The sequence below is a fragment of the Rhodanobacter soli genome (assembly GCF_039523495.1).
Lineage (GTDB): Bacteria > Pseudomonadota > Gammaproteobacteria > Xanthomonadales > Rhodanobacteraceae > Rhodanobacter > Rhodanobacter soli.
The window spans coordinates 241,224-253,061 of record NZ_BAAAFK010000001.1 but is presented as its reverse complement, the minus strand read 5'-3'; the positions used below and the strand labels follow the sequence as shown (position 1 = coordinate 253,061).

The 11,838-nt window shown below is 68.2% G+C and carries 13 protein-coding genes; 6 read left to right on the top strand and 7 right to left on the bottom strand.

Annotated elements, in window-relative coordinates:
- The first annotated feature begins 62 nt into the window (after nt 1-62).
- The 4 genes from pgl to ABD024_RS01145 all read left to right on the top strand — a co-directional run bounded on the left by pgl (nt 63) and on the right by ABD024_RS01145 (nt 4,313).
- On the top strand, nt 63-776 hold the full coding sequence (gene pgl / locus ABD024_RS01160; protein WP_343848844.1) for a 6-phosphogluconolactonase: 714 nt from the start codon (nt 63-65) through the stop codon (nt 774-776).
- Between the two features lie 107 nt (nt 777-883).
- Nucleotides 884-2,704 carry a phosphogluconate dehydratase gene (edd, locus tag ABD024_RS01155; RefSeq protein ID WP_343848842.1) on the top strand — a complete coding sequence of 607 codons (1,821 nt, stop codon included), beginning with the start codon at nt 884-886 and terminating at the stop codon, nt 2,702-2,704.
- A gap of 32 nt (nt 2,705-2,736) precedes the next feature.
- On the top strand, nt 2,737-3,390 hold the full coding sequence (eda, locus tag ABD024_RS01150; protein ID WP_343848840.1) for a bifunctional 4-hydroxy-2-oxoglutarate aldolase/2-dehydro-3-deoxy-phosphogluconate aldolase: 654 nt from the start codon (nt 2,737-2,739) through the stop codon (nt 3,388-3,390).
- 101 nt (nt 3,391-3,491) lie between these two features.
- On the top strand, nt 3,492-4,313 hold the full coding sequence (locus tag ABD024_RS01145; RefSeq protein ID WP_343848838.1) for a prolipoprotein diacylglyceryl transferase family protein: 822 nt from the start codon (nt 3,492-3,494) through the stop codon (nt 4,311-4,313).
- A gap of 144 nt (nt 4,314-4,457) precedes the next feature.
- Here ABD024_RS01145 and ABD024_RS01140 read toward each other — a convergent pair whose 3' ends face one another.
- Together ABD024_RS01140 and folE are read right to left on the bottom strand one after the other, a co-directional pair.
- Nucleotides 4,458-5,162: an RNA polymerase sigma factor gene (locus tag ABD024_RS01140; protein ID WP_343848836.1), complete on the bottom strand. Its 705-nt coding sequence runs from the start codon at nt 5,160-5,162 to the stop codon at nt 4,458-4,460.
- A 54-nt stretch (nt 5,163-5,216) separates the two neighbouring features.
- Complete coding sequence (gene folE, locus ABD024_RS01135; protein WP_343848834.1) at nt 5,217-5,840, bottom strand: GTP cyclohydrolase I; 624 nt, start codon at nt 5,838-5,840, stop codon at nt 5,217-5,219.
- Between the two features lie 161 nt (nt 5,841-6,001).
- On the opposite strand from folE, the gene ABD024_RS01130 reads away from it, so the two are divergent.
- Both ABD024_RS01130 and ABD024_RS01125 read left to right on the top strand, forming a co-directional pair.
- Nucleotides 6,002-6,532, top strand: coding sequence for a DUF4142 domain-containing protein (locus ABD024_RS01130; protein WP_343848832.1), 531 nt, complete (start codon nt 6,002-6,004; stop codon nt 6,530-6,532).
- A gap of 10 nt (nt 6,533-6,542) precedes the next feature.
- On the top strand, nt 6,543-6,893 hold the full coding sequence (locus tag ABD024_RS01125; RefSeq protein WP_343848830.1) for a cupredoxin domain-containing protein: 351 nt from the start codon (nt 6,543-6,545) through the stop codon (nt 6,891-6,893).
- 122 nt (nt 6,894-7,015) lie between these two features.
- Here the strand turns inward: ABD024_RS01125 and ABD024_RS01120 are convergent, their stop codons facing one another.
- The 5 genes from ABD024_RS01120 to ABD024_RS01100 all read right to left on the bottom strand — a co-directional run bounded on the left by ABD024_RS01120 (nt 7,016) and on the right by ABD024_RS01100 (nt 11,751).
- Nucleotides 7,016-7,357 (bottom strand): hypothetical protein, encoded by a 342-nt coding sequence (locus tag ABD024_RS01120; RefSeq protein ID WP_343848828.1) that lies wholly within the window; start codon nt 7,355-7,357, stop codon nt 7,016-7,018.
- A gap of 64 nt (nt 7,358-7,421) precedes the next feature.
- The gene (locus tag ABD024_RS01115) at nt 7,422-7,985 is read right to left on the bottom strand and encodes a dihydrofolate reductase family protein (protein WP_343848826.1); all 564 of its coding nucleotides are present in this window, start codon (nt 7,983-7,985) and stop codon (nt 7,422-7,424) included.
- 1 nt (nt 7,986) lies between these two features.
- Nucleotides 7,987-8,175 (bottom strand): hypothetical protein, encoded by a 189-nt coding sequence (locus ABD024_RS01110; RefSeq protein ID WP_343848824.1) that lies wholly within the window; start codon nt 8,173-8,175, stop codon nt 7,987-7,989.
- A gap of 164 nt (nt 8,176-8,339) precedes the next feature.
- Nucleotides 8,340-9,149 carry an SPFH domain-containing protein gene (locus ABD024_RS01105; protein ID WP_343848822.1) on the bottom strand — a complete coding sequence of 270 codons (810 nt, stop codon included), beginning with the start codon at nt 9,147-9,149 and terminating at the stop codon, nt 8,340-8,342.
- A 142-nt stretch (nt 9,150-9,291) separates the two neighbouring features.
- The gene (locus tag ABD024_RS01100) at nt 9,292-11,751 is read right to left on the bottom strand and encodes a S9 family peptidase (protein WP_343848820.1); all 2,460 of its coding nucleotides are present in this window, start codon (nt 11,749-11,751) and stop codon (nt 9,292-9,294) included.
- Nucleotides 11,752-11,838: the final 87 nt, after the last annotated feature.

The following is an 11,838-nucleotide window of genomic DNA, read 5'->3' as shown; positions in this document are numbered from 1 at the left end:
CCCCTCTCCAACACGCTACGCGTACCGGCAGCGACTGACTTCCCTGCGCGCCGACATCAATCATGACCCCATCACTGAACGTCACCACCCACAGCTTCACCGATGGCAAGGCGCAGGCCACCGCACTGGCCGAACGCGTCGCCGAACGCCTGCGCCGCGGATTGGCCGAACGCGGCCATGCCGTGCTGGCGGTCTCCGGCGGCAGCACGCCGAAGGGTTTTTTCGACCGCCTCTCGCACGAGAAACTCGACTGGGCCAAGGTGCAGGTGACCCTGGTCGATGAGCGCTGGGTGGCAGACACCGACGAACGCTCGAACGCGCGGCTGGCGCAGACCACCCTGTTGCAGCACGCCGCCGCGGCCGCGCGCTTCGTGCCGCTGTACACCGGCGACGCCACCCCCGAAAGCGGGCTGGCCACCGCCGACGCGCGCATCGACGCGCTGCCGCTGCCATTCGACGCAGTGGTACTGGGCATGGGCGACGACGGCCACACCGCCTCGTTCTTCCCCGGCGGCGACCACCTGGCCGAGGCGCTGGACCTGGACGGCCGCGCCCGCGTGCTGCCGATGCGCGCGCCCGGCGCCGGCGAGCCGCGCATCACGTTGAGCCTGCCGACCCTGCTGGAAACGCGCGCGCTGTACCTGCTGGTGGCTGGCGAGAAGAAGCGCGACCTGCTCGCCGACGCGCGGCTCGGCCTCGGTGCCGCGCAGGATTATCCGGTGCGCGCGGTGCTGACCCAGCAGCGCGTACCGGTGGCGGTGTACTGGTGTCCGTAGGAGCGCACCCCGTGTGCCAACGGCGGGCGGCGCCAGCAGATAACGAGATACCCGCAAAAGCGTCGCGCACAAGGTGCGCTCCCACAACACCACCATCGGAATGAATCATGAGCACGCTGCATCCCGTCGTCGCCGAAGTCACCGAACGCCTGCGCGAGCGCAGCCGCGAGACGCGCGCGGCGTATCTCCGGCGGATCGACGCGATCGACCGCAGCGGCCCCCAGCGCGAGCACCTGTCCTGCGGCAACCTGGCTCACGGCTTCGCCGCCTGCGGTAGCGAGGACAAAGCCGCGCTGCGCAGCGGCCGGCGCGCCAACCTGGCCATCGTCACCGCGTACAACGACATGCTGTCGGCGCACCAGCCGTACGAGCGTTATCCGGCGTTGATCCGCCAGGTCGCGCGCGACGCCGGCTTCACCGCGCAGGTCGCTGGCGGCGTGCCGGCGATGTGCGACGGCATCACCCAGGGCCGCCCGGGCATGCAGCTGTCGCTGTTCTCGCGCGACGTGGTGGCGCTGGCCACCGCGGTGGCGCTGTCGCACGACATGTTCGACGGCGCGCTGTTCCTCGGCATCTGCGACAAGATCGTGCCGGGGCTGCTGATCGGCGCGCTGAGCTTCGGCCACCTGCCCGGCGCGTTCGTGCCGTCGGGGCCGATGCCCAGCGGCATCCCGAACGAGCAGAAGTCGAAAGTGCGCCAGGCGTTTGCCGACGGCAAGGCGAGCAAGGCCGAACTGCTGGAAGCGGAGGCGGCCTCGTACCACGCGCCCGGCACCTGCACCTTCTACGGCACCGCCAACTCCAACCAGATGCTGATGGAGATCATGGGCCTGCACCTGCCCGGCGCCAGCTTCACCGCGCCGGACACGCCACTGCGCGACGCGCTCACCGCCGAGGTGGTGCGCCGCGTCGCCGCGCACAGCGCGCTGGGCGATGCGTTCCTGCCGCTCGGCCACATCATCGACGAGCGCGCGATCATCAACGGCGTGATCGGCCTGCACGCCACCGGCGGCTCGACCAACCACCTGCTGCACCTGGTGGCGATCGCGCACGCCGCCGGCATCCAGTTGCGCTGGGACGATTTCGACGCATTGTCCGGCGTGATCCCGCTGCTGGCGCGCGTGTATCCCAACGGCTACGCCGACGTGAACCAGTTCCACGATGCCGGCGGCATGGCGTTTTTGATCGACCAGCTGCTCGGCGCCGGCCTGCTGCACGCCGACGTGCAGACCCTCTTCGGCACCGGCCTGGACGGCTATGCGCAGGCTCCGCATCTCGACGACGCCGGCGCGCTGCGCTGGAAGCCGGTCGACAAGCAGAGCGGCAACCGCGGCGTACTGCGCGGCATCGACGAACCGTTCCGCGCCGACGGTGGCCTGCGCATGCTCGAGGGCAACCTCGGCCGCGCGGTGATCAAGGTGTCCTCGGTGCCGGACGACCGCCTGCTGATCGAGGCGCCGGCGATCGTGTTCGACGACCAGGACGAGGTCGCCGGCGCGTTCAAGCGCGGCGAGCTGAATCGCGACTTCGTGGCGGTGGTGCGCTTCCAGGGCCCGCGCGCGAACGGCATGCCCGAGCTGCACAAGCTCACTCCCACGCTGGCGCTGCTGCAGGATCGCGGCCACCGCATCGCCCTGCTCACCGACGGGCGCATGTCCGGTGCCTCCGGCCGCGTGCCGGCGGCGATCCACGTCACCCCCGAGGCGGTGGGCGGCGGCAACATCGCGAAGATCCGCGACGGCGACATGATCCGCCTGGACGCGGCAAATGGACGTCTGGACGTCCTGCTCGAAGCACCCGAACTGGACGCGCGCCTGCCACACACTGCCGACCTTTCCCGCGAGCACAGTGGCATGGGCCGCGAACTGTTCGACCTGTTCCGCCAGGCCGCCACCAGCGCCGATCTGGGCGCCGGCGTGCTGTCATGACGTCTCGCCGACCCCACCTGCCGAGTCATTCCATGAGCCCCATCGAACAAAAGCAGCAGCAAGTCGAAACCCTCATGCGGCTGGCGCCGGTGATTCCGGTGGTGATCATCGACAACGCGAAGGCCGCGGTGCCGATGGCGCGTGCGCTGGTCGCCGGCGGCATTCGGACGATCGAAGTCACCCTGCGCACTGCCGCCGCGCTGGACGCAATCCGCGCGATCGCCGCCGAAGTGGAAGGCGCGGTGGTCGGCTGCGGCACCGCGCTGACCGCGCGGGACCTTGCGGCCGCGCAACAAGCCGGTGCCCGCTTCGCCGTCTCGCCTGGCACCTCGCCACGCCTGCTCGACGCCGCCGACGACAGCGAACTGCCGCTGCTGCCCGGCGTGGCCACCGCCAGCGAGGCGATGGCCTTGCTCGAGCGCGGCTATCGCCACCTGAAGTTCTTCCCCGCCGTACCGGCCGGCGGGCACAAGCTGCTCGGCGCCTGGGCCAGTCCGCTGCCGCAGATCCGCTTTTGCCCCACCGGCGGCATCAGCCTGAGCAGCGCGCCCGACTTCCTCGCCCTGTCGAACGTGCTCTGTGTCGGCGGCTCCTGGCTCACTCCCGCCGACAAACTCGCCGCCGGCGACTGGGCCGGCATCGAGCTGCTGGCGCGAGAAGCGGCCGGCTTGTGCCGGGCGGAGTGACGACGGCCCGCGCGGCCCGATCGCGCGATACCGGGTAAGGTTTCGCCTTGCACGCGCTCGTCGCCATCGGCGCGAGCCCTCACCGGCACGGATGGAAGCACTTGAATATCGGACCGCTGGCCCTCTCGTCAGCCCTGCTGGCGCTGCTGTTCGGCGTCATCGCCGCGCTCGCCGTCGCCGGCTTCCTGGCCAAGCGCGGCTACGCCGACGCCGGCAATTCGCTGTACATGGCGCTTGGCATCGGCCTGCTCTGCGCACGCGCCGCTTACGTGGCCGGCTGGTGGCCGCAATACGTGCAGCAGCCGAGCAGCATGTTGAACATCCGCGACGGCGGTTTCGATTCGATTGCCGGAGCGTTGGGGCTGGTCGTGGCAGCACTGCTGATCGGCTGGCGCAGGCCGCCCTTGCGTCGACCGCTGGCTGCTGGCGTGGCGGTCGGCATCGCGGCATGGGCGTTCGCCGGACTGGTCGCGTACAAGCTGACCGCGACCACCCATCCCGGCTTGCCGGCCCTGCTGCTGAGCGATCTGGACGGGCGCGAGGTGGCGCTGGAAAAGCTGCGCGGCCAGCCCACCGTGATCAACCTGTGGGCCACCTGGTGCGGCCCGTGCCGGCGCGAGATGCCGGTGCTGGCCGAAGCACAGCGGACGATACCGCAGATCCGTTTCGTGTTCGCCGACCAGGGCGAATCGGCGGCAGCGGTGAGGCATTTCCTGCAAGCGCAGCGGCTGGCACTGGACCACGTGCTGATCGACGGCAATCTGCAGCTGTCGAACCACTACAACGCCCGCGGCTACCCGACCACCTTGTTCCTCGACGCCGACGGCCGCCTGCGCGACATGCACATCGGCGAGCTGTCGCGCGCCACGCTGGCCGAACGCCTGCAGCGAATCCATTCGCCAGACGCATCGCCATCCCGCTGATCACGCCCCGCGTCGATCCCGACATGGTTCTGGCTGCCGCGAACCGACTGCAAAACGAAGAACGGCACGCCGCGCTGCGCCGGACGGACGGTGCCCGCCCTACGAAACCGCGCGCAGGAGCGCACGGGGTGCGCTCCCGCAGGGTCAGGCCGTCTGTTCGGCGTCCAGCCGCGCCATCACCGCGTCGGTGACGCGGGCGCAGCGTCGGCCCATGAACGGGAATGCCTCGCTCATGGTTTCGGCCAGGGTGCCTTGCAGCGACGTGCGCAGCAGCCGGCGCGCGCGGTGCAGGCGGGTCTTCACCGTCTCCGGCTTGATCGCCAGCAGGCTGGCGGTTTCCTCGACCGAGCATTCCTCGACTTCGCGCATCATGTAAACGGTGCGGAACGATTCGGGCAGTTCGTCGATGGCGTGTTCGAGCAGGTGGCGGATCTGTGCGCGGGCGGCCGAGACGGCCGGATCCTCGCTGCCGAATTTCGAGGGAAACTGGATGACCTGGTGGGTATCGTCCACCGCCGCGTCGACCTGTTCCAGGCCGACCATGGTATGGCGCTTGCGCAGCCGGCCGCGCGCCTCGTTCAGCACGATGCTGGTCAGCCAGGTCAGCAACGTCGAGTCGCCGCGGAACGAATCCAGCTTGTGATAGGCACGCATATACGATTCCTGCAGCACGTCTTCCGCTTCCGAATCCTCGCCGATCACGCTGCGCGCGATGCGGAACAGACGCTGGTTGCAGCGCTGCATGATGTGACGGAACGCCTCGCGATGGCCGTCACGGACCAGCGCCACCAGCGCGTTGTCGTCCAGCGCGGCGTAATCGACGGGTGCAACATGGGCATGGACTGACATGGCTTTCTCCTTTTACACCGATGCGATGCGCCGGGACGATCCAAGGTTCCCGGATCAGCCGGCAAGTGTGGCCAGTATCTCCCCCCGCCGCGGTTCGCGCGCGAATTCGCCGAGCAGGCGCCGGGTCTGCATCGACACCCCATGCAGACGCACCCCGCGCGAGGACAGGCATTCGTGGCTGGCCTGCACGATCACCGCCACGCCGCGCGGCTGCAGCACCTGGGCCAGGGTATCGGCGATCTCCACGGTCAGCCGCTCCTGGATCTGCAGGCGCCGGCCGAACGCTTCAACCAGCCGCGCCAGCTTGGAGATGCCGACCACACGCTGGTTCGGCAGGTAGGCGATGTGCACCACGCCGCGGATCGCCGCCATATGGTGTTCGCAGGTCGACTGCAGCGGGATGTCACGCAGGATGACCAGTTCGTCGTAGCCGCCAACCTCACCGAAGGTGCGGCTGAGCAGGCCGGCCGGATCCTGCCGGTAGCCGGCAAACCATTCCTCGTAGGCACGCACCACGCGTGCCGGCGTGGCCAGCAGACCTTCGCGCGCGGGCTCGTCGCCGGCCCAGCGGATCAGCGTGCGCACGGCGGCTTCCGCCTCGGCACGCGTGGGACGGGGGGTCTCCGCGGCCGGCACCGGCGCGGTGGTGGAAGCGATGGATTGATCGAATTCGAGCATGGGAGAGGTTTCGCTGGGGTGACAGCCGATCCGACGCAGGCGCCGCGTTCGAGGTTCCCGCTGCGCCCCGCGCATCCGCCGGAACCTGTGCGCCGCTGCTGCATCTCATGGGCACCGGCAAGCTTCGCTCGCCCTTCATCCATCCCAAGGAGACACCGCTCATGAACAAATCCCTGTTCGCCCTCGTCGTCGCGCTCGGCCTCGGCTCGCTCGCCAGCGTGCACGCCGCCACCCCGGCGCCGGCCATCAACGACGCGCAGATCGCCCACATCGCCTACACCGCCGGCGCGATCGACGTCACCGCCGCCAAGCAGGCGCTGAACAAGTCGCACAACAAGGCGGTGATCGAGTTCGCCAAGGAAATGGCGCGTGACCACGCCGCCGTGAATGACCAGGCCCTGGCACTGGCCAAGAAGCTGGGCGTCACCCCGGCCGACAACGCCACCAGCCAGTCGCTGGCCAAGGGCGGCACCGCCGAACAGACCAAGCTGGCCGCGCTCAGCGGTGCCGCCTACGACAAGGCCTATGCCGCCAACGAAGTGGCGTTCCACAAGGCCGTGCTGGCCGCACTCGACGGCACGCTGATTCCGGCCACGCAGAACGCGGAGCTGAAGTCGCTGCTGGAAACCGGCTCGAAGCTGTTTCACGAACACCAGATGCACGCCGAGCACCTGGCTGCCAGCCTGAAGTAAGGAGCGCGCCATGTTCCGCAGCACGATTCTCGTCGTCAGCCTGCTGACCCTGAGTTGGGGCCTCGCGTCGGCCTTTGCGGCCACCCCGGCCACGGCGTCGGCGACCACGCAAGCACAGACCGTGCACGTGATCGTGCTCGACAAGATGGTGTTTGGTCCGATGCCCACCGGCGTACGCGCCGGTGACATCATCGAATGGGTCAACCACGACATCTTCGAACACAGCGCCACCGCCCGCGACGGCAGCTTCGACGTCGACCTGAAACCGGGTGCCACCGTGCGCACCACGGCCAAGGCCGGCTCGTTCGCGTTTTTCTGCAAGTTCCACCCCGGCATGACCGGCACCCTGGTCGCCAAGTAACCCGGCAGCAACTCTCTCCCCTCGAGGTTGCAAGGTCGTCCTACCGCGAGCTTGCATGCTGCCGATCCCCCGGTCGCAGCGCTGGATCGAAGCGATCCCGCTGCGGCCGTTTTTTCGCCGGCTCACTCGCCCGGCGGCACCCTGGTCAACTCCACCCCGTCGACCACCATCTTCCACGCACCCTGGTCCTGGTACGGCGGCATGGACACCACAAAGGTGGTCTTGACCGGGCCGACCCCCACCACGAAATTGTCGCCCTCGAACGCATGCAGCGGACCGTTGATGGATTTGCTCATGCCGCCGTCCACCCGCTTGTAGTTCACGTTGCCGCTCTCGGTGATCAGCAGCGACATCGTCGGCGATCGCCACTGCCCGGCATACGCCACCTTCTCCGGCGGCAACGGCTTGGCGCAAGCGGCCAGCAACAGGCCGCACACCGCGAAAACCCACAGCATCTTGCGCATGTTTTTCTCCCCGGAACCGGAACAACACCCCAACGGCCGCCGCGCCCACTTGGCAGTGGCGAGCTCAGCGGTCGCGACCCGGCTGGGCTACCACCTCATATTCACTCTGCACCAGGCCGCTGGCGTACGTCCGCGTCGCGACATGCCGGAGTGCGATGTCGTGCGGGATCGCGCCAAACAGCGGGATCCCGCTGCCGACAAGCACGGGCACGCGCGTGATGACGAGGCGCTGGACGAGCCCGGCCCGCAGAAAGCCCTGGATGGTGATGCCGCCATCCACGTAGACATGCCGGATGCCGCGCCCAGCCAGCCGCGACACGACCTCCGCCGGCGGCCCCGACATGGGCTCGATCACCGCCCCGGCGGGAGCCGGTGCAAGTGGATGGGTGCTGAGCACGCAGACGGGCTTGGCGCCGTAAGGCCACGTATCGAAAGCCAGCACGGTCTCGTAGGTCTTGCGGCCGATCACCAGCGCATCCACCGTGGCCATGAACTCCTCATAGCCGTGCGGCTCGCCGCCGCCCGGGGGAAGGAAGTCGAGGGCTCCGTCAACGCGCGCGATGAAGCCGTCGAGACTGGTGCCGACAAAGACCGACACCTTCACCGCCGAGCCCGCATGCCCGGTCATGCTACCGGCGCCCCGACCGGAACGCCCAGATGCAGAGACCGCCCGCGAGCAGCAGCGCGATCCATGAAAACCACACCGGCACCGCAAACGGCCCCACCTGCACCGGCCACCGGTTGAAGAGCCGCAACGCCTGGACGAGCGCAACTACGCCGAAGACGACACCCGACACCCGCGCGTATCTGCCTTGCATGACCGCACCCTCCTCTTCAGCGGCACCGCGGATGACCCGATGCCCGAATGAACGGCGAAACGGCGGCGCCACGATGGGCCGGCGGTGGCTATCGGCCACGACGGCGCCGGACGCCGAGCAACCAACGTCGGCAAAGTAGCACTCTGCAGGCCGCAAGACCCGCATCACTTCACATTGATCACCGGATCGACCTGGCCCCCGAGGATGAACGTGCACTTCGCATCCTTCACGGCGCAGACGGCGGATTGCATCTTGATGCGCTCCATCTCGACGAACTGCGCGGGGTTGAGGTTCATCGCCAGGCGATAGGCGTTGTCCGCTTCGGCGCGGCTCTGCTCCGCCGCCTTGCGGGCCTGCTCGGCCAGGTCGCGCTTGTGCTCGGTGAGCACGCGCTGTTCCTGCTGCGCGGTTTCCACCCGCTGGTTGCGCACCGCGTCGGGCGGGTTGGCCTTGCCCACGGTGATCTTGAGCAGACGGATCGGCAACTTGTTGTCGCGCAGATACTCGGTCATCTCGCGGCTGACCTCGCTGTCGATCTCATCGATGGCGGTGGTCTGGATCGCGGTTTCGTTCATGCCGTGCTTCTTCACCGCGGAACGCACCCGGTTGAAGAACTCCTGCTCCACGTTGTTCTTGTACCAGTCCTGGCCGAAATTCTTCACCAGCGCCACCGGGTCCACCACCTGCAGGCGGATGATCGCGTGGAAATCCAGCGGCACGCCATCGCTCGACATCAGATCGCTGAAGTTGCCGTCGTACTGCTGCGGAAACATGTTGACGTAGATCTTGTGCGTGGAAAACCACGTATAGGTCAGGCCCGTGAGCACCGGCTCCGCACGCACGCCGCCATGGCCGAAGATCACCGGCTTGTCGATCAGCACCGCCTGCTGACCCGCATCCGGCGATACGACGGTGCACCCCGTACCTGCCAACAGCAACGATGCCGCGATGGCGGCGTAGCCCAGCTTTCTCATGCTTCTCCCCCGACCCGGTTCGTTTCAGTTTGCATCGCTGCTGGCGGCCAGTCGTACCGCGTGGACACCGCGCGACACGGCCATCATGCAACAAGGCCGCCGGCATCGGAATGCCGCCGGCCCGTCGCGCGTCACGCAGGAATCAGTGTCCGGCCGGGGCGCCCTTCACCGGCTTCACATAGGTCTCGAACAGCTCGTCGATGCGCCGGTACTCGTCGTACCACGAATCGGCGTGCACGAAGCCGTGGCGTTCCAGCGGGTACAGCGACATCCAGAAGTTCTTCTTGTGCAGCTCGATGAAGCGCTGGTACAGCCGGATCGAATCCTCGGCGAGCACGTTGTCGTCGATCAGGCCGTGCTGGATCAGCAGCGGGTCCTGCAGCTTTTCCGCGTATTCGATCGGCGAGCTGGCCGCATAGGCGTCCGGATCGAGCCGCGGATCGTTGAGGATGTCCGAGGTGTACTCGTGGTTGTACAGCGTCCAGTCGCTGACCGGGCGCAGCGCGGCGCCGGCGGCGAACTCGCCGGGCGCGCGCAGCAGCGCCATCTCGGTCATGAAGCCGCCGTAGCTGCCGCCGTAGATACCCACGCGCTGCGGGTCGACGTGGTGGTTTTTCACCAGCGACGCCTTGCCGTCGAGCAGGTCTTCCAGTTCCGGGTGGCCCATCTGGCGGTAGATCGCGGTGCGCCAGGCGCGGCCGTAGCCTTCGGAAGCGCGGTAGTCCATGTCCAGCACCACGTAGCCCTGCTGCACCAGCAGGTTGTGGAACAGCTGCTCGCGGAAGTAGTTCGACCACGACAGCGTGACGTTCTGCAGGTAGCCCGCGCCGTGCACGAAGATCACTGCCGGCTTCGATGCCGTCGGCTGCGATCCAGCCTGTTCGTTGGCCGGGCCGTAGTACTTCGCCCAGATCGAGCCGGCGCCGTGCGAGGACGGCACCTCGACGATCTGCGGCGCGATCCAGTCGCGTGCGGTAAACGCCGGTTTCATCGTGCTGGTCAGCTCGCGCGGCGTGCCGCCGGCGGCACTCTGCACAGCCAGCTGCGGCAGCACGTACGGCGAGGAATGCAGCACGGCGAGTTGCGTGCCGTCGGGCGACAGCGCGAAGTTGTCCATGCCTTGGTAGTTCGTGACGCGGCTCAGCGCGCCGCCGGTGGTCGGCACGCGATAGACGTCATAGCTGTACGGCGCAACCTGGTTCGCACGCAGGTAGAACCACTGGCCGTCCTCGCTGAGCTGCGGGTGGCTCACCTCGAACCGGCCGGCGGTCAGCGCCTTCGCCTTGCCGTCGAGCGGCTTGACGTAGAGCTGCGAGTAACCGGTCTGCTCGCTCAGGTACCACAGCGTGTGGCCGTCCTTGAGCCAGCCGAAATCGTTGAAGTTCCAGTTGATCCAGGCGTTGTCGGTGAGCCGCTGCTGATTGACCAGCGCGTGCTTCGCGAAATCCACGCTGGCGATCCAGCGATCCTTGTTGTCGATCGCGCGCAGCTGGATGGCGAGGTTGCGGCCGTCGTCGCTCCACGCGATGCCGCCGCCACCGCCGTCGTCATCGCTGCCGATGATGCGTATCGCACGTTGTTCGGGTGCCTTCAGCGCCTTGGCCTGGTCGGCCTTGCCCGCCTTCTGCAGTGCGGCGATGGCGCGCGCGCGCAAGTCCTTCAGCGGATCGTCCTTGATGCCGGGCAGCGGGTCGGTGGCCAGCGGGTACGACTGATGGTTGGTCAGGTCGAGCAACAGCAGCGACTGCGGCGCCGGGTCCTTGCGGCCCACGTACACGCGGGTCTCCTTCTGCTCGGCGTAACCGGAGTCGGTGACGTAGTGGGTGACCTCGGGCGCCTTGCCTGCCTCGTAGCCTTTCGGCGCGGTGACCAGCAGCAGCCAGCGGCCGTCCGGCGACAGCTCGCTGCCGACCGGGGTGATCTTGTCACCGAGGAAGAACGGCTGCGGCGCACGGCCCGGATCGGCGGCGGCCAACGCCTTGTCCTCGTCGCGCCGGGCCTGCTTGTCGGCCTTGATCTGGCGCAGCGTCTTGAACAGTTCCAGCTGCCGCTCGCCCAGCGCGTCGGGCTGCGATGCCTGCGGATCGTCGGCGAACTTCAGCACCGCCGCGGGCGCGGTGACGCCGCTGGCCAGGTCATGGCGGTACCAGTCATTGCCGTCGCGGAACTGCAGCGCGCGGCCATCGGCGGAAAAGCGCGGCGCGGATTCTTCCTGCGGCGTGCGGGTGACCTGGGTGCGTCGGCCGCCGGCCAGCTCCACCACGAACACGTCGCCGTGCAGGATGAAGGCGGCGTGCTTGTGTGTGCGGTCGAATACTGCCGGGCCGTCGGCCTGCGCCAGCGCGGCCGGGTCGAGCTTCGCGCCCTGAGCCGTCGCCGGATCGACCCGGTACAGGTCGCGCAGCGGGCTGCCGTCGCGCTTCAGCGAGTAGTACAGGTGGCGGCCGTCCACGCTCCAGTACGGTTGCTCCACCGCCTGGCCGATCCAGTCGGGATTGGCCATCACGGTTTCCAGGTCAAGCGGCGTGGAGACCGGCGCGGCAGCCGCCGCGGCCGGCGCGACGCTGAAGGCTACAAGGGCGGCAAGCAGCAATCGACGCATGGATTCTTCCCGGGCAAAAAAGTCAGCATAACCGAGCACGCCGCCGGCACGCGGCCACCCCTGCCGAAAGTCAGACGCGGGTGGCTG